The organism is Mesorhizobium sp. 113-1-2 (assembly GCF_016756475.1).
GTDB lineage: Bacteria > Pseudomonadota > Alphaproteobacteria > Rhizobiales > Rhizobiaceae > Mesorhizobium > Mesorhizobium loti_C.
In genome coordinates this window covers 4,648,816-4,671,854 of the sequence record NZ_AP023242.1, presented here as the reverse complement: position 1 = coordinate 4,671,854, position 23,039 = coordinate 4,648,816, and the positions used below count along the sequence as shown (strand labels likewise).

The 23,039-nt window shown below is 57.0% G+C and carries 21 protein-coding genes and 2 pseudogenes; 9 read left to right on the top strand and 14 right to left on the bottom strand.

Annotated features, from left to right (window positions below; genetic code table 11):
• Nucleotides 1-421 precede the first annotated feature (421 nt).
• The 3 genes from JN279_RS22580 to JN279_RS22570 are packed head-to-tail and all read right to left on the bottom strand — an operon-like array spanning nt 422 to nt 1,896.
• Nucleotides 422-925 (bottom strand): hypothetical protein, encoded by a 504-nt coding sequence (locus tag JN279_RS22580; protein ID WP_202350275.1) that lies wholly within the window; start codon nt 923-925, stop codon nt 422-424.
• Complete coding sequence (locus JN279_RS22575) at nt 915-1,217, bottom strand: hypothetical protein (RefSeq protein ID WP_202350274.1); 303 nt, start codon at nt 1,215-1,217, stop codon at nt 915-917. Before JN279_RS22575 ends, JN279_RS22580 begins: the two co-directional genes overlap by 11 nt.
• Before the next feature lie 7 nt (nt 1,218-1,224).
• Nucleotides 1,225-1,896 carry a response regulator gene (locus tag JN279_RS22570; protein ID WP_202350273.1) on the bottom strand — a complete coding sequence of 224 codons (672 nt, stop codon included), beginning with the start codon at nt 1,894-1,896 and terminating at the stop codon, nt 1,225-1,227.
• Nucleotides 1,897-2,552: 656 nt separating this feature from the next.
• Here JN279_RS22570 and JN279_RS22565 point away from each other — a divergent pair.
• On the top strand, nt 2,553-3,083 hold the full coding sequence (locus JN279_RS22565; RefSeq protein ID WP_202350272.1) for a MucR family transcriptional regulator: 531 nt from the start codon (nt 2,553-2,555) through the stop codon (nt 3,081-3,083).
• Between the two features lie 100 nt (nt 3,084-3,183).
• Here the strand turns inward: JN279_RS22565 and JN279_RS22560 are convergent.
• The 5 genes and pseudogenes from JN279_RS22560 to JN279_RS22540 form a co-directional block, all read right to left on the bottom strand.
• Nucleotides 3,184-3,480: pseudogene (locus tag JN279_RS22560) on the bottom strand (DUF736 domain-containing protein); the annotation flags it as partial.
• Nucleotides 3,481-3,664: 184 nt separating this feature from the next.
• On the bottom strand, nt 3,665-4,771 hold the full coding sequence (locus JN279_RS22555; protein ID WP_202350270.1) for a hypothetical protein: 1,107 nt from the start codon (nt 4,769-4,771) through the stop codon (nt 3,665-3,667).
• The gene (locus JN279_RS22550; RefSeq protein ID WP_202350269.1) at nt 4,768-5,286 is read right to left on the bottom strand and encodes a hypothetical protein; all 519 of its coding nucleotides are present in this window, start codon (nt 5,284-5,286) and stop codon (nt 4,768-4,770) included. Before JN279_RS22550 ends, JN279_RS22555 begins: the two co-directional genes overlap by 4 nt.
• Nucleotides 5,287-5,331: 45 nt before the next feature.
• Nucleotides 5,332-6,282: an SH3 domain-containing protein gene (locus tag JN279_RS22545; protein WP_096446143.1), complete on the bottom strand. Its 951-nt coding sequence runs from the start codon at nt 6,280-6,282 to the stop codon at nt 5,332-5,334.
• 21 nt (nt 6,283-6,303) lie between these two features.
• Nucleotides 6,304-7,047: an SH3 domain-containing protein gene (locus JN279_RS22540; RefSeq protein WP_096446145.1), complete on the bottom strand. Its 744-nt coding sequence runs from the start codon at nt 7,045-7,047 to the stop codon at nt 6,304-6,306.
• Nucleotides 7,048-7,549: 502 nt separating this feature from the next.
• Between JN279_RS22540 and JN279_RS38285 the strand changes: the two are divergent.
• Nucleotides 7,550-7,784 (top strand): annotated as a pseudogene (locus tag JN279_RS38285) (IS630 family transposase); the annotation flags it as partial.
• 641 nt (nt 7,785-8,425) lie between these two features.
• Nucleotides 8,426-9,244 carry a hypothetical protein gene (locus JN279_RS22535; protein ID WP_202350268.1) on the top strand — a complete coding sequence of 273 codons (819 nt, stop codon included), beginning with the start codon at nt 8,426-8,428 and terminating at the stop codon, nt 9,242-9,244.
• A gap of 14 nt (nt 9,245-9,258) precedes the next feature.
• Here the strand turns inward: JN279_RS22535 and JN279_RS22530 are convergent, their stop codons facing one another.
• Nucleotides 9,259-9,741 carry a hypothetical protein gene (locus tag JN279_RS22530; protein ID WP_202350267.1) on the bottom strand — a complete coding sequence of 161 codons (483 nt, stop codon included), beginning with the start codon at nt 9,739-9,741 and terminating at the stop codon, nt 9,259-9,261.
• 51 nt (nt 9,742-9,792) lie between these two features.
• Here JN279_RS22530 and JN279_RS22525 point away from each other — a divergent pair, with 51 nt between their 5' ends.
• Complete coding sequence (locus JN279_RS22525) at nt 9,793-10,068, top strand: hypothetical protein (RefSeq protein ID WP_202350266.1); 276 nt, start codon at nt 9,793-9,795, stop codon at nt 10,066-10,068.
• Nucleotides 10,069-10,993: 925 nt separating this feature from the next.
• On the opposite strand, the gene JN279_RS22520 is transcribed toward JN279_RS22525, so the two are convergent.
• The 3 genes from JN279_RS22520 to JN279_RS22510 all read right to left on the bottom strand — a co-directional run bounded on the left by JN279_RS22520 (nt 10,994) and on the right by JN279_RS22510 (nt 14,679).
• Nucleotides 10,994-11,824, bottom strand: coding sequence for a thermonuclease family protein (locus JN279_RS22520; protein WP_244734088.1), 831 nt, complete (start codon nt 11,822-11,824; stop codon nt 10,994-10,996).
• 91 nt (nt 11,825-11,915) lie between these two features.
• Nucleotides 11,916-13,106, bottom strand: a complete 1,191-nt coding sequence (locus JN279_RS22515; protein ID WP_096446157.1) for a PAN domain-containing protein — start codon at nt 13,104-13,106, stop codon at nt 11,916-11,918.
• Complete coding sequence (locus JN279_RS22510; protein ID WP_202350265.1) at nt 13,090-14,679, bottom strand: hypothetical protein; 1,590 nt, start codon at nt 14,677-14,679, stop codon at nt 13,090-13,092. The genes JN279_RS22515 and JN279_RS22510 overlap by 17 nt, the downstream gene beginning before the upstream one ends.
• 148 nt (nt 14,680-14,827) lie before the next feature.
• Between JN279_RS22510 and JN279_RS22505 the strand changes: the two genes are divergently transcribed.
• Nucleotides 14,828-15,133 (top strand): outer membrane protein, encoded by a 306-nt coding sequence (locus JN279_RS22505; RefSeq protein WP_202350264.1) that lies wholly within the window; start codon nt 14,828-14,830, stop codon nt 15,131-15,133.
• A 502-nt stretch (nt 15,134-15,635) separates the two neighbouring features.
• Here JN279_RS22505 and JN279_RS22500 read toward each other — a convergent pair.
• Entirely contained in the window at nt 15,636-16,733 is a 1,098-nt protein-coding gene (locus JN279_RS22500; RefSeq protein ID WP_202350263.1) for a hypothetical protein, read from the bottom strand.
• Entirely contained in the window at nt 16,678-17,262 is a 585-nt protein-coding gene (locus tag JN279_RS22495; protein ID WP_202350262.1) for a hypothetical protein, read from the bottom strand. Before JN279_RS22495 ends, JN279_RS22500 begins: the two co-directional genes overlap by 56 nt.
• Nucleotides 17,263-18,686: 1,424 nt before the next feature.
• Between JN279_RS22495 and JN279_RS22490 the strand changes: the two genes are divergently transcribed.
• The 4 genes from JN279_RS22490 to JN279_RS22475 are packed head-to-tail and all read left to right on the top strand — an operon-like array spanning nt 18,687 to nt 23,024.
• Nucleotides 18,687-20,366 carry a peroxidase family protein gene (locus tag JN279_RS22490; RefSeq protein WP_202350261.1) on the top strand — a complete coding sequence of 560 codons (1,680 nt, stop codon included), beginning with the start codon at nt 18,687-18,689 and terminating at the stop codon, nt 20,364-20,366.
• A 29-nt stretch (nt 20,367-20,395) separates the two neighbouring features.
• The gene (locus JN279_RS22485) at nt 20,396-21,250 is read left to right on the top strand and encodes a hypothetical protein (RefSeq protein ID WP_202350260.1); all 855 of its coding nucleotides are present in this window, start codon (nt 20,396-20,398) and stop codon (nt 21,248-21,250) included.
• On the top strand, nt 21,247-22,602 hold the full coding sequence (locus tag JN279_RS22480) for an NADH:flavin oxidoreductase (RefSeq protein ID WP_244734086.1): 1,356 nt from the start codon (nt 21,247-21,249) through the stop codon (nt 22,600-22,602). The genes JN279_RS22485 and JN279_RS22480 overlap by 4 nt, the downstream gene beginning before the upstream one ends.
• Nucleotides 22,599-23,024 carry a hypothetical protein gene (locus JN279_RS22475; RefSeq protein WP_096446173.1) on the top strand — a complete coding sequence of 142 codons (426 nt, stop codon included), beginning with the start codon at nt 22,599-22,601 and terminating at the stop codon, nt 23,022-23,024. The genes JN279_RS22480 and JN279_RS22475 overlap by 4 nt, the downstream gene beginning before the upstream one ends.
• Nucleotides 23,025-23,039 lie beyond the last annotated feature (15 nt).

Genomic DNA, 23,039 nt, shown 5'->3' with positions numbered 1-23,039 from the left:
TTTTTCCCAGCTGTATTAATAAAAAAATAAAATATGGGGTCGTTATCAATCAACGATAACGATATTTTGTAAGCGCATTTGCAATACTCGTCGGAAAATAATCCAGTATTTGAGCATTGTTTTAATTTACTATCAGTGTTTTGTTGATATTTGGCATTGTTATCAGTGTCGGCGTAAACATCGGAATAGCATATCGCTACCAAAGCAATTAATGACGTGAGTTTACGAATAAGATTTCCCAATTTAGCACCAATTTAAATCTTTACTTTGTTTCTATCGAGTGCGCGGGAGGGCTCGCGATCGTCTCGACGATATCGACCGCATACTTCGTGCACTCAAGCGCGGTCTACACATCTCGTGCCAGCACCCGTTCGTCTTGAAGGATCAGCAACCGCGCCGCAATCCAGCGCCCTCGTTGAGGTTACAAGCTGATTGGACCGTATCGGCAAGTCAATGGCCGCATAGGCTCCAGCCGATACTTAAGACAAGAGTAGCGTACAAATATCCGTGAACGGCCGGCCGCGGCGTTGGCGGCCTCGGCCAGGCCACGCAGTTCGAGCGGCAAGTCGGCCTCGCCGATGCGGGCAACGCTATCGGCCGTGCCGATTTTTTCCGCCTGCTGCGAGAGAAGGCGCAAAGGCGCAAAGCCGAAGCGAACGATGGTGAGGGCGGCGCCGAAGACGATCAGGCAGAGTGGGATCGCGGCAAGGCCGGTTCCCGTCAGCAGTCGCCACTCCACATCCCGCAGCAGCGCGTCCGTTGCCGAAGCGTGCTGGCCCACGATAAGCAGCAGCGCCTGCTGGCCTGGCGCGTCCGCCGGCTGGGCTAGAAAATAGAAGGCATTGTCGAGGCCATCAGTCGCCTCCGTATTTGTTTCGCCAGGTTTAATCGCGCGCAGAAACGCTGCGCCGAAGCTATCCTGCAATGTCTTCGAGGACGCTAGGACGAGGTTGCCCGTGCTGGCGCGGAGCGCGTAGAACGAAGTCCCCTTGGTAGCGGGCAAGGCGCTCGGCGGGCAATTCCAGAGTCGGGGCTGCATTGTTCGCGAGACGCAGCGCCTGACTGATTTCATGCGCCTGCCGCTGCAAGCGCAGCGTCCGTGCCGTCTCGTCGATGTTGGAAAGCTGATAGCCGATCAGGCCGGCGCAAGCCGCAGCGAAGAGCAGGAACAGCAGCGAGAGCTGGAGGCTGAGACGGATGCCGATTGAGCCGAACAAGCGCTCGCTAAGGCGCAAAGCAATACCCGACGCCGCGAACGGTGTGGATCTGATGGTCCGCCCCCAGACTGCTCAGCGCACTGCGCAGTCGATAGACGCTGGCCTCTATGGCATTGGGCGAGGCGCCATCCTCAAAGCCAAACAGCTTGGCGTCCAGGGCCTCGCGGGTGACGACCTGCCCGGAGCGAGCGAACAGTTGTTCCAGAAGCATGCCTTCGCGGCGCGCGATCACCAGCGGCTTGTCCGCGACCATTGCCGAACGCGTTGCCTTGTCCAGGACGATGTTGCCGGCCGTCAAGGTCGAAGCGGCCAACTGTTGCGGGCGACGAAGCAAGGCCGTCACGCGCGCGACGAGCTCGGTGGTTTCGAACGGTTTGCACAGATAATCGTCGGCACCACGATCGAGCATGCCGACACGCTCATCCGTACCGGAACGAGCCGTCAGGAACATCACCGGAATTGCCGACTTGGCCTGACGAACAAAATCCAGAAGTCTTACCCCGTCGCCGTCGGTCACCTTCCTCTCGAGCATCAGGAGATCATAGCCAGCCGAGCGCAATGCGTGGATACCGCCAGCGATTGTCTCGACGACATCGACCGCGTGTCTTGCCCGCTCCAGCGTGCTTTTGATGTGTCGCGCCAGAACAGACTCATCCTCAAGAACCAGCAATCGCGCCAAGCCCACACCCTCCCCGGGTCGAAGAGACGTCGACGCAACGTCCGTGTCGAGCCGCATCCATGCCTTCGTGTAAGCTGATGGCTTCGGTGTCAGTCCCGGAAGCCTTCAGCTGAAAGTGCACAAGTCGGATGATGAAGTTCACGGATATCCCGGCGAACATCCGCATTGGAGCGGTCAATATCGTCGGCAGAAGAGCGGCCGAAAAGGGCTGTCGGCGGCCCTGTCGTGGGAACAAAAAAAGACGAGAAGCAGAACCTTCGTGTGCAATTTTTGCACACAACATCTTGTAACTAATAGCGCTCGTCATCGGGACGCAAAAATCATTCCGAGGAAACTCGCCCGATCCGCTAGCCGCGCGTGACGTCGACGCGGAGCGGATGGAAATTGATGGCCACTATTGCTGCAGTCGGCCGCTTTGCGAGCCAGCGACCCTGCTCTGCACAGCCGCAACTCGCGGGGAAGCGAGGGGAAGCTCCACGCTTTCCATGGGATCGGCAAGGGCATCCGCAGCCGATCGAGACGATGAAACCGAAGCTTACACTTATAATGTTGGGCCAGAGGCGTGGATTTTGCAAAGAAACGTACTATTTGCCTCGTTGGCGGGGCGGTAAAGGCAAACGTCGCTCAATTCATCCGATACAAAAAAGGGAAATTATATGACCACTGCTCTCGAACAAGACAACCAACTGAATACCGTGTCGATAACGGCTGACATTGTCGCCGCCTATGTTTCGAACAATCCAGTACCGGTTGGCGAGTTGCCGAAGCTCATCGGCGATATCCATGCCGCTCTGAACGGCATCGGAACGCCAGCGGTAGAACCGGTGGTCAAGCAGGAGCCGGCAGTATCGATCAAGAAGTCGGTGACGCCGGACTTCATCATCTGCCTGGAAGACGGAAAGAAATTCAAATCGCTCAAGCGGCATCTTCAGCACTTTAACCTGACCCCCGACCAATATCGGCAGAAGTGGAACCTGCCGGCCGATTATCCGATGGTGGCGCCGAACTATGCGGCGACCCGGTCGGCCTTGGCGAAATCAATTGGACTCGGGCGCAAAGCGCCGGCGGCCACATCTGCCGCGGCAGAAAAAAGCAAACCCGCCGTGCGTGCGGCAGCAGCGAGAACAACTGCGGCTGCAATCAAGTCGCCGGTGAAGAAGGCGCGCAAGGCGCCGGCCAAAGCGTAGCCTGCTGCGTCTGACAAAGCCTAGGCTGCACCTGACCTGAACATGGCCAAGCCCCGCCTTGCAGCGGGGCTTGGTGTCTTGTCGGGTCATTCTGGGGTGGGCGGGACCAGATGAGCGAGAAGTCGCCCTCGGTGTCGGTCTCGACCAGGCTCGCATAGATCAGAGCGGGGAAGCTCGGATCGTCGAGCTTGACGGAGTGGTAGTCGCGTCCCTCCCGCGAGGTCTTCTTCCATGCCGCCCCGGATTTGGTGACGCCAGCGAAGATGCGGAAGTCGGGACCCTTTTCATTTTCGCCATCGGCCGGAGCGAACCTTACCGTCTTGACGTTGAGGTTGAGGGTTTTGACCGAGCCGGAGAAGCCGTTCGTGGTGCGGGAGAAAGTGCCAATCGTAGCCATCGTGGTGCCAAAGTTAAGGCCAGACTTGCGGTTGTCGGAGGAAGGCTCGTTTCATGGTATCTACACAATTGCTGCTACCGCGCAGTGAACAGACCGCGCTCCGGTGGTACCTCCGCAGCATCTCCGCGCCATGCATAAAAGTACTTCAACTATAGGATAATCCATTCCTATCAGTGAATGCTTCTTATTTTCTTGTCACGGGAACCCAACCCGAAATCTCGTCGGGCAAGTCAAAATTGGCAACCTTGGCCAACTGTTGTACAGCCTGGACGCGGTTAACAATACCTACTTCGTTCGCAGCATTCCGGTCTCCGCTTGCTGAATAACCGCTCAGGGCATCGGCAAACGCACGGACATCGAAATCCCAATCTTCCTTTTGGCTCGCTTGCAACGTTTGCGCATCATGATACTTGCACTTCAAACCGGTTCCCAGCACTAGGACGAATTGAAGGTTCCATAGCTCATAATTGCCCGGATTGTCCTTTTCGTCTTCAAATGTAGATCTCAAAGTCTCTAGCCGGGCGCAGGCAGCACTGCGCGTGCTGTCTTTCAACACGAGGCTGTCAAGATCTGTTATGATTGGCGCCCGAATGAGCCGATCACGGGATCTAACAATTCTCAGACTGTCTGCTATGTCGCGACTTTTCACCAAGGGGTTATGGGCCAGAAAGCTGGTCAGGATGGGCGCGGATTGCGCGGTCCATTCCTCGAGCTTGTCTGCAGCTTGTGCCGTGTCGCCGTCGACGACGAGTTTGACCTTTGAGATCAGCGCGGATGAAGATTGCACCAACCAATAAGCAACGCCCACATCGGCTTCAACCGGAGACGCGTTGAGAGCCTGGCGTTCCCGGAAGAGGATCCTGGCGCGTTGATTGATCCGGAAAATTTCCTGGGTATTCGTTGACAGGGATGTGTCGGCGACGAACTCACGCACGATCTGATCGCTGGCAACTGGCTCGGTTGGAACGATGCTCGCATAAAGCAGCGCAGCGTTTCGCTGAAACGGAATATCGAAACTAAGATCGAAGTCCGAAAAACCGGCTTTCCCGGCTGCCAAGGTCACGTCCAATGTCTCGATCGGAGACGCATCCGGCAGTGTGAGATTGAAGGTGGTCTGGGCAGGGTTCGGAGCCTCATTCGACTTGGCGCCCTTCACAGTGCCGACGGGTGATTTGGTCAAAGCGCCGAAATCTGATGGTACGTCGGATTTTATTGTCACGGTAACAGCATTGGATGGTGACGCTGCAGCCATTGCCACCAAGAAAAGTGCTGCTTTAAGACCATTTTTCACTTCGGGCTGAACCCCATCAGTTGCTGCGCATAAAACCCGTAAAAGGCAAGCGTCGCCGCAGCCAAGCCGCGAATTGCCGTAGGAGTGGCCTTCGCGTTAATGATGGTTACGCTGTCAGCTGCAACGGACAGCGTCGCCAGGGAAACGAAGCCCAGAACGGCTCCAAAGAGGCACAAGAGCAACGCCGAATATCCAACTTCGCTCAAGTCCTCCGTGACCACCATCGGCTTAGCCGTCTCGTCTACCTTGTAACAGACGACGGCAACCATACCGGGGATCAGCACTTGCAGAACGAAACCGAGAGACACAAAACTTTCGGAAAACGGCAACTGCAAGAAGTCAAAAAGGGTCGCCCACCAGGCGGGTGAAAATCCGTACTTCCTAGCGATCAATGCGGTATCGGCAACGATCCAGATGACGTTGGGCGCAACGAGCAGAAATAGGAGCACCCATCCTGCTACCGCCCGCAGCGGCTTCTCATCGATAAGTCGCTGGTTTAGTGTTTTTGCTGGCACGGTATCTGTTTCCAAGGTCGGGGCAACGCTAACGCTCTGGCTCAGTCAGCCAGGTTCTATGACCATTTCAGTGCTGTTCGGATGGCTTGCGGCGGGGACGATGAATGCGCCGAAAACGTATCCGTCCAACAGCCCGTCATTCTCCAGGTCGACTTGCGCCCAATTGTTGTCAGGCCCTGCGATGGCCACAACTTGAAGAGTCGTATTGGCAGGAAGCGTCTGGAGCGCCTGGAATTCGGTGCCGGGTCCGCCACGCAATTTCAGGCCGCCTCTGGCTATGACAACATATGGGCCGGGCGTTATCGCCGGTGGCTCGCTCTCGACAGATCGCGACAGTGCAAGATAATCGGCAATGTACTCCCCGTAATATTTCGTCCCGTCGAAATACCCTTGTTTCAGCCCTTTGCTCGCCTTGAAGCCTCCCGTGTTGTAGGCAATTGCAACGCAGGCGAACTCATAATCGCTGATTGATTTGCGGGCCTCGAGGCCAATCGTTTTAAGCCCCCTGGCCAACTCCTTCAGGCAGTGATCCAGGGTGTTGGAAAAGAGTTCGTATTTCTTGTCGAGGAAATAATCCGGGTCTTCAAGGAAGAACTGCAGGTCGCGCTGGAACACTCCGTAGCCGTGGCAAAATTTTTCGGCTTTTGCGACCGCTCCCTCGTAACCCGGCACGTATGCGGCCATGTCCTCCAGGGCCGCGCGCGCGATTGTGAACATCTCCCCACCACGAGGCTTGGACAAGAGGTCCGCCTTGTTGAGGGGAAACGCCTGTCGGCCCTTGTGGGGCCCCTTGTAATCGATGGTGTCGCCGACACATAGCGCGGCGATCCTGTCTATCGACAAATTGGCCTTTCGCAAGACTGACCAGATAGAGCCTGTTTCCTGGCAAGCGATCGCTGTGATCATATCCACGTCGAACGGCGTGCCGGAGACTGCAGCTGTTATTTGCGTGGCGAACTGCTGTTTGAACCAGCCGATATCGTCAGCAGATGGCATGTTTCACTCCACCATTCTACTTCATGCGGCTTCCGGCTCTGGGGCCGCTTCGTTGCCGGTTGGATTGTCCACGGGTGCCAGAAAGGTCGCTAAAACGTGCCCGTCGAGGAGCCCGTCTCCTTGCAGATCCACCTTCGCCCACGCATTGTTTTCGCTTTCGAAGGCGACGACGGTAAGTTCGGTGCCCAATGGCAATGTTTCCACGGCCTCGAACTCGGTCCCTGGTCCAAGCCGCAGCTTCAGGCCTGAGCGAGCAATGACCTGATAGCGGCCGGGTTTTTCTGCCTTCAAGGGCAGCGTTTTTGCGGAATTCCAACCTGCCTCCGCCGCCGCTGTCAGCCAACGCGGCGCGTTGACCGATTTTCCTCCGGCTCCCCAGGTCAGCTGCGACCGGTCGTCAACCGACGTGCCAAAGCCGACATGGATCGTGCGATCGCCCATATAGCCGACACCGGCGCCGATTCCGGTCGCTCCCCGCGCAGCGCAGGCCGTCACAAACGCTGAGACTACGGGATCTGCGGCGTTGTCACTGAAGGTCTTCGCGGCCCCGCCAACGATCAGCTGCAAGTCTGCCGCGCGACCATGATCGTGGCGCGTCGAGCCCGTCCTGCGGGTCCCCTCGCCTTTTGCAGGCTGGCCTCCTGAAACAATCCGGATCTCGTCGATGCCGACCGCGTTGCCGGCGCCTTCAAGCACGGTTTTCAGCTCGTCTGATATGGGAAGGTTACGGATGGCCGATGCGGGAGGTCCGGAGAAAGTCACCATTTTAGCCCCCAATAGAGTTCGAAGAAACGCCTATCATTGTGACAATAGGCGCGCCTTGAAAACGACTAAAAATCTATGCTGTGGACTGCCGCTGTCTAACGAAACGAATCCATTCTTTTACAGCAAAGTCAATGATGTTTTTTATCGATATCTAAATTAGCCTTCACATTGCCATCTAGACCATCCTAGAAGGACACATTGTTGGCGGTGGAAGCATAAATTGTCATAGCGCGAGCAAACAAACATAAGGGGCGGATCGCGGACGCAACTGCGATGGCGTGCTTTGCTTTCGGCGCCGGCGGCATGGCTGCCGGGTGTCGGAGCGGCCGTCGCGGACTTCGCGCGCTCCTCTATCCAGGTGTGGCGCCAGAGATTTGGCAAGGTGCCTACTGAGCGCCGAGGCCCTGCTAGAGCGGTTCACGACTTGACGGACTCGAAGGGGATTCCCGATTTTGTCAGTTTTGTGATTCAAGATGCTGGCTGGAGTGGAGGCCAGCATCTGATGACCCAACCTCTTTCCAATGATCTTCGCGAGCGGGTTGTGGCAGTGGTTTTGAGTGGCGAGAGCCGCCGGTCGGCTGCGAAACGGCTCGGCATTTCGATTTCGGCCGCTGTGAAGCTGTTGCAGCGCCATGGGACGACCGGCTCGGTTGGCACCGGGCACGATGGGTGGACATCGTAAGAGGGTGCTGGAGCCGCACCGTGCCTTCATCGAGGCGCGTATAACCTTGACGACGAAGAAGCCTACAACCATAAAAGCTAAGGCATCGAAGAAGGCGTCTCCTGGGCGAAAGCCTGTCTCGCCCAAGCGCGTCCGAACACCGCGATAGGAGACACTGCACCCACGCAGCGCCTTAGCCCAACCTTATCGTAGCGCCAAACCAGGATCCGACGCCCCATTCCGACGATAGAAAAAGAGCGCCTCCTCGAAAGTGGGTCTTGCGATGTAGCGGTCTTCCGACTCGAACCCTCGATCGTGAGCGGACGCCTCCATGATCAAGTCTGTCCCACGGCGTAACCGGACGTACCAATCTCCTTCATCAGTACGTGTAATTAGGCTGGAGGAGTAAGGCAGAAAGTTCGAAAAGCTTCCAAGAACCCCAGCCAGCTTGAAAATCAACTACTTAGCTGAGGAAAAGGCGCCAAATACGACACGTGTTCATGTTGCAATACCCTCCGCAGAAAACCTAATGTTTTCAACGATTGTCACGCATTGCGGTTTATTCCGTGCAACATGATTTGCAACATGGCGACAAGGAAAAGGCCGCCGCACCCGGTTTTGAACTTCAGCGCTACGGCATCAAAGTTCAGCATAACAGTGTGCGAAGGCCAGATTCCCTGGTTGCGAGCAGGCCATCGTCGTTAACGGAGCAAGCAATTGGATAATCCGGAGCCTTACGACGTCAGTGACCTTGTCGAAACAGCCACCGCCAGATCGACTGTCGGATTGCTTTGTGTCGACGCCGGCAAACGACTAAGACCATTCGGCTCTGGAGTGCTCGTAAAACGCTACGGGGTCAGAGGCATCCTTACCTGTGCGCACGTCTTTGACCTGATTCACAGGCAGAGCGAGGTCGGCATCTGCCTTTTTCCAGCAGCCGAAAATCGGCGCCAGAGCGCGAGTTTTGCTGTGGCCGATATCGACCACCGCTTGACGGTTAGGCACTATGAGAATTCTGCTGGACTAGGACCTGACATAGCGTTTTTCGTTCCTCCTCAACACGTCATGGATAGTCTTGCGGCTATCGGCACGGAGGTCGATCTAGGCCTGCATCTCCGGAAATTTGGCGAGACTGAACCGAACCTAGCGTCGGTTATCGCAGCAGTCGGCGTTGTCGGAGCAATGACACCGGACGCTCGATGGAATCAGTCCAGGTTAACGGTGGAGGTTGGCAGCCTGATCAATATCGGCACCATAGGCGAGCCAGTCGACCAAAAAGGGTTTGACCTCCTTACTCTAACTCCAGACCAGACCGACTTTGCCTTGCCTGAAAACTATGCCGCCATCAGCGGTGGCGGGCTTTGGAAGCTATTTTTTGCAAAGGGAGGAAGCGGCCATGTTTTCTGCGTCCAACGGCGCCTCATCGGCACCGCTTTCTATCAACAGCACCCGCGACTGGTCTGCCACGGTCCGGAAGTATATATAAGATTGTGTTGCCGGAACTGGACCTGCGAATTGAGGAAGTCCAACGGATAGCAGGGCTTTGAGCTTCAGCCCCCTACCCGTCCATTGTAAGCCTCACGCAACTGCCGGGTCTTGATCTCGACGTCTTCGACGTGCGCCACAACGACCTCGCGTTTGCGCTCGACCAGCGCGAGTGCGTCCGCGGCGCTGAATCCGCTCTTTGCGTAGGAAGCCAAGTCCTCCAGCAGACTGGCGACCAACAGTTCGGTGACGTAGCCCAGGCGCGCCACGTCGTTGATCGCCGGCTCTAGGTCGGTGTGCCGGTCGGCCGCATGGATTCGATTAACCGCTAGTTGGCTTATCGCGGCCGAGGGAGGTTCCTGTTGGACGGTGATTACTTTCGACAGATCGGGCGCGAGCGGGAGTGGCAAAATCCGGTCTACGTTATCCGAACGCTGCCTGAGAACCTTAAGCGTATTGATGGCGAGCCAGCCTTCGACACATGGACGGGCGGCTGGTTGGGAGTAGCCAGCAAGCAGATGGAAGACCACGCCGAATTCCACAAACAATGGTATTTGCGAGATATGCTCTAGCACCATGTTTCCAAGGGGGGATGGCTATTGACTGCAGACATTCTAAATACCATCGGTCTAACAATGGGCATGCTTGGTGTGGTCTTGATCTTCATATGGGGGCCACCACTTCCCGACTTCGAAGAAACTGTTAGTCTCGCCATCCAACCGGCTACCGTGCTCGCAGATGGGACGAAAATCTCTGACATCATAGCCGCCAATCAAAAACGAAAACGCCGTCACAAAATCATATCAAGCATAGGATTGGGGCTGATCTTCTTTGGATATGGAGCGCAACTTTGCGCTCTGTGGACGACGCACTGAGGGAGGTCTAAGATAAAATTTGATGGTCTACAAAGTCTGTCGTTGACCGCTTGTGTTGCAAGTCACTTAGTGTTCTCCTCATCTCACGAAGCGATGCTGAGGTACTGAAATGGCGCTAGGATCCAGCGAACTGGTTAGTTATGCCCAAAAATTCTGGGATGCCGAGAACAATGTTATCACCATAATATATGGCCTCACTTTTGCTGTTTATGTAATAATTGCTCAATATCCAGACGTTCGTCGCATGATAAAAGAGTACTACACCCCGTTAATGATATTCGCCTCGTCTGGGAACATATTATTAGTTGTACTTCTTGTTCGACTATGGTGGATAGAATCTTATATTTTAGTGGATGCTGGCTACAGCCCGACCATGCAATGGGCGCTCATGCATGCGTGCGTGACTCGAGTTTTACTTGTCGTTTTTAACTTTGCAATGTACGCAACTGTTTTGCGCTATGTTAAGGTGAAGCCAATTGGGGGCCAGCTTTTCGGAAAAAAACTCGGCTTGAGATCGACGAGGCAGTCTCGGGACACTAGTGGCCAATAAGTGAGTAAGCCGCAGGCTCGGATCGCGCCTCGAACGGTTGTCGAAACCGATCGCGGCGCGATCTGCTATGCCCCTACCCATGGCCTTTTCCCTCGCGCGCGTCATGCGTGATCGCGTACGCGCAATCGAAGGGATGGATATTGAGCTTGGATACGAACCAACGCACCATCCACAAAACTGCGAAAGCTCTGCCGAATCGCAATAGTAATCTGCTCTGCGCCGTGCAGCATCACTTGGCCGGAAATCTCCACCCATGCCATTATAGTTCAAATTCAGATTTTGAATATCGAAGGATGTTTTTATCCAAGAAATATGTGTCCGGGACAGCGTCAGGCGCAATGGCGTCCAGGGTTCTCCTATGCCCCCGAACATGTCTCAGCATAGGCTCTCGCACGGTACGCCATCCTTGTCGCGGTCGAGCTTCCCGCCCCAAGGGCAGTTGGCCAGATACCAGTTCGCTTCATCGCAGGAGCTGATCTGCGGGCAGGTTCGACGCGGCTGGCAGGAGTAGCTCTGCGCTACCTGGGGGCGGCCGACGATGCCGAGCGGTTGGCTGCTAGGTGGCCTAACGCCGTCTGTGTGCTCTGCCCGCCATTCCCAAGGCGCCTGGAACGTTCCGACCCGCAGACCGATCTTTGCCGCCTCGGCCTTCGCCTGCTGCTCCGCATAAGCGCCGTGGCTGTATTTGGGCCAATCCAGAGCCAAGCCATTCTCGACAAGCCAGCCGGCAACGCTCTTGCCGTCCGCGCGGTGGCAGTCGCCTACATAACGGCTGTACCTATCCCACGAAACGAAAGTGCAATGCGTGGGTCTGGAGAGTGCGAGGAACGTATCGAGGGCAGCCGCAGATTTGGTGCCGCACTGATATCGAAAGCCCTTGGCGTCGTCGCATTGCTGGGCGGATTCGGGCGCGTCGATGCCATTGAAGCGGATGCGCTGCCCGTGGATCTCGATTGTGTCGCCGTCGATAACTGAAGCCACCCCGGCGATCGGTGCCGGCGAACGTCCAATCCAGTGAGACGGGTTGAGGTCGGGTGCTCCCTGACTGTGCTGCACGACGAACTGCGTCGTGTAGGAGGCCATCGCTGCCAGCGTCACAAACACCAGCCGCTTCGGAATACCTGCCAGCAGGCGTGCACGCCGTCGCTGTGCGCCTCTGCGTTTGCGCCATTGGTCGGACCGATTGTCGTATCGGTATTTGTCCACTCCCCTCACTCCCCAAAAGGACGATGTGAGGCCGCCCGCTCAAGCCAACAGGGGCTGCGCCTGCGCTTAGGGTGTGGTCGCCTGGTTATCGTCAATTCCCCGCAGCCTTGCTCCCCGAAGCCACCCCCTTGAACAGGGACAGCGAGTTTACCTGATCCAGCAACGAACACATCTTGTTTGGGGAGTCGAAATTGAAGCCCAAGCACTTCTGATCCGCAGCACATGCCATGACACAATCGGCATATGCGCTAGGGACGTTCGAATAGGAGTCACCCACCACAACGGTGTTCTTGTAGAAAACGAGACTGGAGTATTGCAGCTTACCCGCAACCGCCTGCTTCGCTGCCATGGTGGCATCTGGATCCTTCACCAAAACAGATGCGTCCCCTTTCATGAAACATGCAGAATGCTTTTTGTCGTACGTGATAGCTGCGCAACGATTGTCGCCCTCGCATTGGGTCTGACATTGGTCGAATGATACATTCCACAGAGGCATACTCGGGAGGTCGAAGCCCATCGCGTCCCAGCCATCCTGGGCAACGAGTTTATTCGCCATCTCGGCTCTGCCAGCAGGAGCCTCATAATCACTGGCGCTGAAGGTGCCTTTGTCGAGCCATACACATTTCGATCCGAGTTCCAAAGCGGATGCGTCATTCAGCCCGACGGATGCGAGAGTCGTCGCGGGAGAAACCGGCGCTTGAGGCCTCGCCGTAGGGGAGGCCCGGTTCACCAGGTCTGCGTTTACGTCGACGCCATTGACGAGCCGGCGTGTGTAGCACCAGGCATGGTCCCAAGTCGCATCGTGTTCGTCATTGAAATGATGGCCAGAAACCAACGACCAATGCGAACCCTGCCAGTCGATTTCTCGAGTGAGGAACTTGTTGAAGTCCGCAGTTATGACATCGGGTTGTTTTGGTGCCGGCGTCGGGGTGGTGGTCTCCGGTTTAGGAGTCACGTCAGGGTCGGGCGCTTTCGTGCGCTCGGCCTTGCGGTCCTGGGGTACGGTTTCCGTTGTTGGTATCCTGTCGTCGCGCTTTTCAGTTAGCGTTGTGTCTATGCCAGGTGGAAGTTTGTGCTGTTGCCCGAAGAACAGCGCCGCCCCGAAGCCTATACCAACAGCGGCGACCGCTATCGCACCGCCCGTCATCATCCTCCTGAAGGCGTTCGCGCGGGCTATCTTGTCATACGCTGCAGCCTCAGCCTGCAGCGTCGGGATGGCCGCCTGTTTGACAACCAGATCGACAGCCCGCTCAAGAAGCGCCGTGTTATGCCGGATCAGCACTTTTGCGGCCACTCGTTGCAGAGACTTTGACGAGATCGGCGACCTCGGCCGGCAAATCCTCGTTCAGCGCCTTTCGAAGGGCATCCGGATCGTCGGTCAAAACCGGCACATAGAGGATTTCTTTCACGACCTTCTCGACGGGAACCTCAACCCGTTTCTCGACCTCCCTGTCGACAACCACTTCAAAGGGGACCTTAACGGTTCGCACTCGGCGCCAGCGCCATCGTATTAGCATTCGCCTAATCAGTCTCGACAGCCGGCTCTCAGAGCGGTCTTCGGCCTGTGCTGCAATTCTCTGCAAGCCGAGAGCCACCATGGCAGTGATCGGACCGGCCAGTCCGGCAATTACGGCGAGCGAGCCGAACCAGATGGCGGCCACCTTTCCTGCTTGCGCTTCGCTTACCTCCTCCGGCTTTTCGCCATACCAGCGAGCCGCGATGCGTCTGATCTGGTCTGTTCGGGCGAGCGGAATTCGCTTCTTTTCGAGGCCGTTCAACTGGGTCGCTATTTCGTCGCGCCGCGCTTGGTTTGCTGCCAATACCTTGTCCTGGGAGGCTTCCGCTGATTGCGCGGCAGCCAACGTGCCGCGCGCCTGATCGAGACGCTTCTCCCAATCCGCGGACGTGGCGTCCAGGGACTTTTCGAGGTCGCTTCGGCGGTTCTGGAGCACCTGCTTTTGGTCAGTAGTCATCTGAGGGCTCTCAACCCTCAAGCGGTCGAATTCCGTTCGGGCAGCCGCGATCTCTTGATCCATGGCGACGATTTGCGGTTCGTATTTCGCCTCCATCTTGGCGCGAGGATTGGCAAGTTTTCCGATCTCGTCTTCCCAGTGCTTCACGGACGCGGCATCGCCAGATTCTCGCGCGTCCTTGATCCGCTGGACGAAACTGTCCCTTTGCCTTTCAAACTCCTCAACGGCCTGTTTGACCTTGCCGTCGCGTTCGGCGATCAAGTCCGCCCGCCTCTGCTCGCTCTCGTGGACCTGTTCTCGTGCTCGGGCCGCCTGAGGCGTCAATACGGTGGCGGCCTGGAGTTCGGTGTCGACATCGGTGATGCGGTCTTGAATCTCCTTGCGCGCGTTGTCGGCAAGCGCACTCACCTCTTCGAGGTCAGCCCTCGCCTTCGCGACCTGGTCAGTCTGCCGAGCGGCCTGATCCGAGGCGGTCAGCTTCGCGCTCTCTCTATTGAGCGTGTCGATCCCATCGGCCAGTTCCTCATATTGCAGTTCTCGAAGGGTGCCGGCTCGCTCCAGGCCCAGCAAGATCGTCTCAAAAGTGATACCGGCCAAGAGCAGCAGAAACACCAGGATAAACGGCTTCCAGAACCAGGAGGCGCTGTACAAGAGGGTCGCGATAGGGATCTTCGTCAGCTCGGCAATCGAGACGATGAAAAACGGCGCGCTGGCCAGAATGAGGTCCATCGCGGTTGCGGATTGACTTGCTTCGAAGGCCTGGATGCCCAATACGAGGCCGGTGGCGAGGCCAATGATTGAAGCTATGATCTCCAGTGCCCACGCGCCACGGTATGTCCACTGGCCATAGCTGGCCAGCTTCTGGCTCATACTTGCATACATCAGGCTCCCCGCCTCCCCTATATCCCCAGTGCATCTTGGCACTGCTCACGGGTATTTGCATCAAAAATTGCCGCCCGTTTGGTTTATCTCCTTGATTTCGAGAAACATCGTTACTTTCACGCTCGGATATCGATAGAATATCTGCTGGATGACGGGCGCGAATATGCGATATCAGATCAGACAAGTGCAGGCGGTCTGGCCAAACGGCAAGTACAAAAACTATCGCCTGCACTGTTTCGCCGATGCCGCCGCGGCTGCGGTATTTCGGGACCATTTTTGCGGAGAGGTGTTCGACGCAAAGCGGGACCGGGAGAACGGCAAGATTCGTGGGGTCTGGCGCCGCGAGTATCTTCACGTCGATCTGGGCAAGCCCAGCTTCAATTCGGTCGATATTCCATCTACCGATCGCATCGATTTCGACACAGTTCGGGTGGGCATAAACTACCACTTCTAGTTACGAAGATCGCTTCGGGGCGATCGCCTGGAGGCGGGACTGCGCGTTCGCGCCAAAACCGCCGCATCTTCAGTACCTGAGCCAGAACCGAGAATATCTCGTCACCCGTTACGGCCCGGAACTCGCAGCAACGGCCTCGCAGTTAACCGGCTTTGCGGGCAACCGGTGGGCAACCGCAAAACTATTAAAAGAGCACGACAGGGTGCAGTGATGAGACCGGTACACAACACCACCGCATCGGCGGTGGTTTGTGTTATGCGAGCGCTATTATTCGCACAATAGAATTCGCTCTGTGAATATCTCACGCCCTTATCGCTGTCGTCAGCCATAATTACTATTTCATACCCGTTTATATTGTCACACTTCCTCATGGATACGGGTAAACGATTCGCCAAAACCTGGGTTTCAGCCAGTTTTTGCTTTTTAGTTTTACAATAGAAACTTTATTTTTTGCGCATTTGCGACGTTGTCGGACAGCCGACGTTCGCGGAGCGCGCGTGAATTAAGGGGTTGTTTGAAATCGGGATGAGACAAGCCTTGCCGCCAAAGCTTCCCGATTGTCGACGAAGTCGGAGAGCAGCCTTACGGCGCTTTTGTCGCCATTGGTCATTACTACATTCATCGCAAGGAGACGCATCAAAGTATTCGGATGGGCCTTGCCGTCATTGAGGTATTGCCTTTTCAAACCTTCCTCAGTTTTATCGAACAAGCCATAAAAAAAGAGCTGCATTCCTTGGATGGCCAGCCCGAGGCATGCGCTCCCGACGACATCTCGCACTCCCTGCGGCGAACCGAAGCACGCTTTTCCTAACACCGCAGCCGCATAAGCATCCGCGCGCATCTCTTCCCGCTGCTTCTCATTGAGTCCACTCTGCGTCCGGTGATAGAGTTCCGCCCAGGAGGCACTCGGCTGCAATCGATACGAAGGGGCAAGATGACCAACCTCGTGGAGTATGTACCAGACAACAAACCACGTAACTGGAACATTGGGTGCGCCGCTAACTATGGAAGGCCCAACGATCACTTCGAACTTCTTTAGGTCTTCCTCCATCAGCATAACGCACCCGCAGGCACTTTCTGTGGCGGCGCTGTCTACCGCAGAGAACTCCTCATAAACAGCTCTTACTAGGTCGGCAAAGCGAGAGCCTTGATAAATCAAGGCGGCGCATGGATCTGCGTCGGAGCAGTTTTCGTACCGAGGATCAACCTTAGTTTTGGCAAGCTCGGAGCGAAACGCTTCAAGGGCTTTGCGGGCCCCATCGAGACTTTTCTCGACGGGACTCGTTCGGTGGCGTCGGCGAAGAAGATAAACCGGAACCAGTTGTGGCCCGGGACTCGCTGCTGACTTCTCCCACGACGGTCGCAAGATGAATTGGCCGTCCAGAGCGAGGGCGGCATTTGCTGCCGTTAGGGCTTCGACAATTGAAGGCTGAAGTTCGGCCGCATCCTCCAGATCGTAGCCATCACGAGGATCAGTTGGTGCCTTAGAGCAGCTAATAAGGACCAAGCCGCAGGTGAAGATATGAGCTGCGACTCGAAGTCCTCTAAGAGCACGTGCGGGAGGTTGCATCCCTAAGACGGTTGAGCCCAGCGAACTCATTTTGTGGGTTGTCCTTTAAGTCCTGCACGACCTCTTCGATCGTATCTCGTAGCTCCTTTGAGCACGCAAGAGTATTTGAAGCTTTTGTGCTCGATTGTGCTGCCAGCAGTGTACAAACGGATGCGAGCGCCGCAAGAAATCCAAGGAGGTGGAAACGACCGGGTCGAGGTTTTTCTCCTCCCTCCGGGGAAGTTGGCTGGGGACTATCTTGAACGGCAGGTTTCGGCATTGGGAAATTAAAGCCACTCGCGACGATGGTAATCAAGGAAGTAGCAAAAAAGCTGATCCAGCTTGCAACATCACTGATCCAGCGGAAAGTGTTGTAGCTGTCATTGCTACCGTCCATTTGTGCTTGTGCCTGTTCCAGCTGGTGCTGGGCGTTTGGAGAAAAGTTGTACTCGGCAGCATGTTGGGCGTCAAAGCCGAACAGGCGCGGGAGCGTGGGCCTGGCCATCAAACCGAGCAAAGTGGCTACGATCCATGCTACCAGGATCACAAGGAAAACCCCGCCAAGGAGGCGCAGTATCATCTGGATTTTCCGCATGCCTGCCATGATTGTCGTCGCAATGACCGTCCCTAACCATGAACATCAATCCAATGGCAATATTAAGCTGGCTGCGGCTGGCTGACAATATGTCGCGATCGACTCTTCCTTCAACCGATATTGGCAATTCCAAGAAGAAGCTCCTATCAGGCGTATTCATTCGCTCCGTTCGCTGGAAAACGGCAGCGCTAAACTTTGTGGGAAAGCCATGCTCTACAAGCTCAGGTTTTAGAGATGACACCGGCGGCTGCCGGCGGTCCACTCAGTTCATTTCCTCTTTTGGCGCCTTTCAGCTACCCCAGATCAGAGGCAGCAACCTTCTTTTCCTTCTTCGCCGATTTCAGGTTGCAGAGAATACGCAATGGATCTGAGGCTGCTTTCTTCCCTGTCACCACCACCGCCACTTGCATTCTCGTCAGAAACGCAATCTCGAACCTGAAGATCGATCGTAAAAGCGTTGTGGTTGAGTTGAAAAATCCCACCGCGCCATCGCGGAGCACAAAAACTCGGACCGATGTGACCCCCCTGTAGTGAGACCGCTCGAACCGCACTTGTGCACAAACTGTTCGGGTTCATTGCAGAAGATCAAAAGCTGATCGCCGCAAACGACAATGCCCAAGGCAATACCGGATCGAGGGCGCACGAAGGGGTGAATACCTGCCGATGAGGCAGCTACGGCCCCGATATCGGCAGGTAGGTCAGACAAATCAACCAAACGCTACTGTATCCACGTCGCCAGTTCCATTTTGATGATTGGGAATTTCAACAGATGCGATGTTTGCGAGCCAGAGCGCCTTTCTGCGCGTTAGCGCAAGAAGGCGCGAGACCTCGATGAGAAATTATCACGCGTCTGTGATACGATTATATTTCATTTCTCCGCGTCGATATACTGAAGGTTGTCCGACCGATTTATAAATCCCGGACGGAGAACAGCGTGTCTCTGCAGAGCAGACCGGGCAGATATGGGCTCAAACGACCGCTCTTGATTCGCGTTACTGCGCGTTTGCGGGTCGCGTGCATTTGATTTCATGGCACCGATACTGGGCATCAGTCTGGCCGCCTCTCCTAAAACATCGAAGTATCTGCATTAAATATACACCCGCGCGCAAAAATTATCATAATTTCTATCACCAGTAGAACCCGATTTTGTCTTCTGATCGATGAACGTAACCCGCAGTCAATTTGATTCCTCTGATCTCTTATGTAATGATGCCGATCTGCCTCGAGGGGAGCGCGGTAAGATGACAGCAAGTCTTTTCGATCGCGCTCTGATGATCTTTGCGAGCGTCACCGAAAGATTCGCTCCGTGGCACAAGATACCATTTCTTGCCGCTATTGCGACGCTGGATGGCGTCCGCGCTCGCATGCGCTGGAACAACATTTACTCGCGAACTCATGACCTTTCGTTGATGCCTCCACAGAATGTCGACGTTCAGTCGACGCGCATGGCGAACGGCAGCTTCAATGATCTTGGTGAGCCGGCCATGGGAATGGCAGGCACTCGGTTCGGACGCAATTTCCCCATCAACGAGACGTTCGGCGCCGAAGGCAAGGCACTGACGAAACCCAGTCCGCGCGAGATCAGCAAGCAGCTGCTTGCGCGCGGGGAATTCGTTCCCGTGCCGCATCTCAACGTGCTTGTGTCGGGCTGGCTGCAGTTCATGGTGCATGACTGGCTGAGCCATGGGCCAAATCTGCGCGAGGATCCGTACCGGATTCCGCTCGAAAATGGTGACGACTGGTACGAAGATCCGATGACTATCCTGCGATCATCGCCCGATCCGGCGGGACCGCAGGACCAAGGCCGGCCGACCGCGTTCGCCAACACCGAAACGCATTGGTGGGATGGATCACAGATCTATGGCTCGACGATCGAGCGACAGATGTTGGTCCGAACCAATCCGGCGACCGGCACGGTGTGCCCCGATGGCAAGCTGGGGCTGAGCGCGACCGGAAACCTTCCGATCATGGCGCCTGACAGGGACATCGGCGATGCCGAGGGGGGACGCTTCGACAAACAGGAACTGGCCGGCGTCACCGGCAACTGGTGGATCGGTCTTTCGGTCTTCCAGACGCTCTTTGCCCGCGAGCACAACGCGATCGTCGACAGGCTCAAGATCGATCATCCCGAAAGGGATGGCGAATGGCTCTTCCAGAAAGCCCGACTTGTCAATGCGGCGCTAATGGCGAAGATCCACACCACCGAATGGACGCCGGCACTTATGAACTCGCCGACCGGGCGGTTCGTCATGCGGACCAACTGGTGGGGGATGACTGGCGAGCACTTCACCAGGGCGTTCGGCCGGCTGAGCGATAATGAAGCGATCTCGGGGATCATGGGCTCGCCCACCGACCACCATGCGGCTCCCTATGCGATGACGGAGGAATTCGTCGCCTGCTACCGCATGCACTCGTTGATCCCGGATGCGTTCGTGTTCCGCGCGGCCAAGGACGACAGGGTCATCTTCAGCACCGATATGCTCGGCGTGTCGCATGGCAAGACTTCGGGCGTGTATGCCGAGGCGAGCTTCGACGACATTGTCTACTCGCTGGCCACGAGCCATCCGGGCGCGCTCGTGCTACACAATTTTCCCAACGCTCTGCGCAATCTCCCGATCAATCCCGAGAAAGGGATATTCAGCGACCTCGCCGCCATCGACATCCTGCGCGACCGCGAACGGGGCGTGCCCCGTTACTGCGCGTTCAGGCGGATGCTAGGCATGAAAGTCCCCGCATCGTTCGACGAACTGACCGACAACAAGGAATGGGCCAGCCAGGTCGCGACGATCTATGAGCGGGTCGAGGATGTCGATCTGCTGGTTGGAACGCTTTGCGAAAGCAATGGCGGTACGCCAACCGGTTTTGGCTTTTCAGATACGGTGTTCCGCATCTTCATCCTTATGGCGTCACGCCGGCTGAAGAGCGACCGTTTCTATACGCGCGACTTCACTCCCGACGTCTATACGCCGGAGGGCTTTGCTTGGGTCGCCAGCAACGACCTTCGCTCGGTGATGATGCGTCATTGCCCGGCGCTGACGCCCCGCTTCGCGGATGTGCGCAACCTCTATTTCCCATGGGCGACAGGATGAGCAGGATTGCAATCCCCGGGCTGGTCGACGTGCTGCCGGTCGATGATGCAGCGGCGATCGCCGCGATCGCCAGCGACCGCCGGTTTGACCGTCAGTATGTGCGACGCGGACCCATGCTCAACCGCATCATCCTCGGCCGCGTTCGTTCGATCCTGACGCTCGCCGGCGCACCATTGCCGCCGGTTGCCGAGCACGGGCCAGTGCGGCCTGCCTCATCCCAGAGCGCAACGCAGGCGCGGCTCGATGCACTGGCAACTGGAGGCCTTGCGGGACCAGATATTGATGCGCTGGCGGCCTATGTGCGGGGCGAAGGCGGGGCCAGGTGTGGCGGCAAACTCGCGCAGCAGGCGGTCGGGCGGTTGTTCGATCCGAATTACCGCGCCGATGATGAAAGCTGGTCGGCGGCACTGATATTGCGCGATGCACCGAGCAGCTTCAATCCGGTCAAGCGGTTGATCTGGGCGCTGACCGGACGGATCGCCAAGGCCCGCGCGCTGCTTGCTGAGAAGGTCAATCAGGATCCGACTGGGCTGCACGGCACGGGCGTGGCGATCCACAACCTCGCAGAAGCGTTTTCGCGCATGCGCACACTTTACTCTGATCCGGCGGCACGCGACCAGAATTCGCCTGCTGCCGCGGTCGCCGCGTCGATAGTCGCACCCAAGCAGGTGCTACGCCAGCCGAACGTTGCGGGTACGTGTCCGGCCGGGCCGTTCACGAAAGATACGCTGGTTCTGCTGCAACTCGAGAGGGCCAATGTCCGCACGCCGGGGTATGACATGGCCTTCATGGCGGGAAGCTGGAGCGCGTGCCCGGCGCAGGGCTGGGTCCCTGCCCTGATGGCAACGGTATGGCGCCGCGCGATCGAGGGCACAGCGGCATGACCGACCGACAAATGTTCTCGCCGCTCGAGTTCCGCAATCTGACGGTCAAGAACCGGATTTTCCGGTCGAGCATCTCGGGCCGGTTCGATCAGGAAGACGGCGCCCCGACGCAGACCCGGATCAACTGGGAATCGAAGTTCGCCGCTGGCGGCGTCGGTGCGATCATCTCCTCCTACGTGCCGGTGCTGATCGAGGGGCGGATCATCGCGGGCTATGGGACGATCCACCGCGATGACTTCATCCCCAACTGGGCGAAGCTCGGCGAGTCGGTGCACAGCCACGGTGCGAAATTCATTATCCAACTCAGCCATTCAGGGCGGCAACTCGATTTGCCAGGCATCCATAATCAGAATCGGGTCGCGCTCAGTTCGACCAGCCAACGCGAGCCGATCAACGGCGTTCCCTGCCGCGCGATGGGTAAGGCCGAAATCGGTCACACGGTGGAGGCCTTCGCCAGTGCGGCGTGGCGGGCGCGCGAAGCCGGTCTTGACGGCGTTGAGCTTCATTCGGCGAATGGCTACCTGTTTTCGCAGTTTCTCAGTTCCGGGATCAATGACCGCACTGACGAATATGGAGGCAGCCTGGAAAATCGCGCGCGATTCCTCCTGGAAGTGATCGGCGCGATCCGGGCGCGCGTCGGCTCCGGCTTTCATCTGCAGGTCAAGCTCGGCGGCGTGGACAACAACAATGTGATGCCGTGGGAGAAGAAGGGCAACACGCTGGCGGATTGTGTCCAGATCGCTAGATGGTGCGAGGCGGCGGGCGTCGATGGCATTCACGTATCGAGCGGGTCGAGCTTCCCGCATCCGCTCAACCCGCCAGGCGATTTCCCGCTCGACGTGTTGGCTAAGACGTATGATACAATGATCACCTCCGGCGATTTCGGCATGCGTAATTTCGTGCTGTTTCGCTACAGGCTGTTGCGCCCGATCTTCCACTGGCTCTGGTTCCGGATGAAAAAGGGCCTGCCGGTCGAGGGCATCAATCTCGAGGCGGCGCGCGCGGTGAAGGCCGCGGTCAAGATTCCGGTGATCGTCACCGGCGGCTTCCAGACCGCCTCGCTGATCGAGAAGGCCATCGGCGACCAGGTGTGCGATGGCGTGACGATCGCCCGGTCGCTGATCGCCAACAACGACCTCGTCAAAATCTGGGAGAGCGGCAAGGATCGGCCCGACCGGCCCTGCACCTATTGCAACAAGTGCCTGGTCAACGCGCCGAAGAACCCGCTCGGCTGCTACGAGATTTCCCGATACGACAATGACTACGATCGCATGGTCGAGACGATCATGTCGATCTACTCCACCCACCCGGATCTAAAGGTGTCGGCAGGCGAGGGATTGGTGACGCAATGACCAACGAGACGCTTCATCGCGGGTTCATGACAGAGGCCGCGCGGTCCGCGAAGGCTTGGTACCGGACGGCGCTGGGCGCGGTCTTGCTGATTGAGGCCGCAGGTGCCATTGCGCTGCTAGTGTCACCGCTCGGCGTTTCGAGGTTGTTGGCGCTCGGAGATGATGTCGGCACGGTTTGGCCGCGTGTTGCAGGCCTGCTGCTTTTACTGCTCGTCGTCTACATGCTGCTTGGCCGGACGATGCCGGCGGCGGCCAAGATGTCCAACATCCTCGGCTTCGTGGCGCGCGCGCTGCTCGGTATTTTGCTGATCGCGCTGTGCGGGCGCTTTGCTATCGTCGGTGCGGTCTGGTTGGTCGCTGCGATCGTGCTGGCCTTCTTCTATTTCAGATATTTCCAAGCCGAAGTGATGAACCGCCCCTGACATAGACAGCAATTG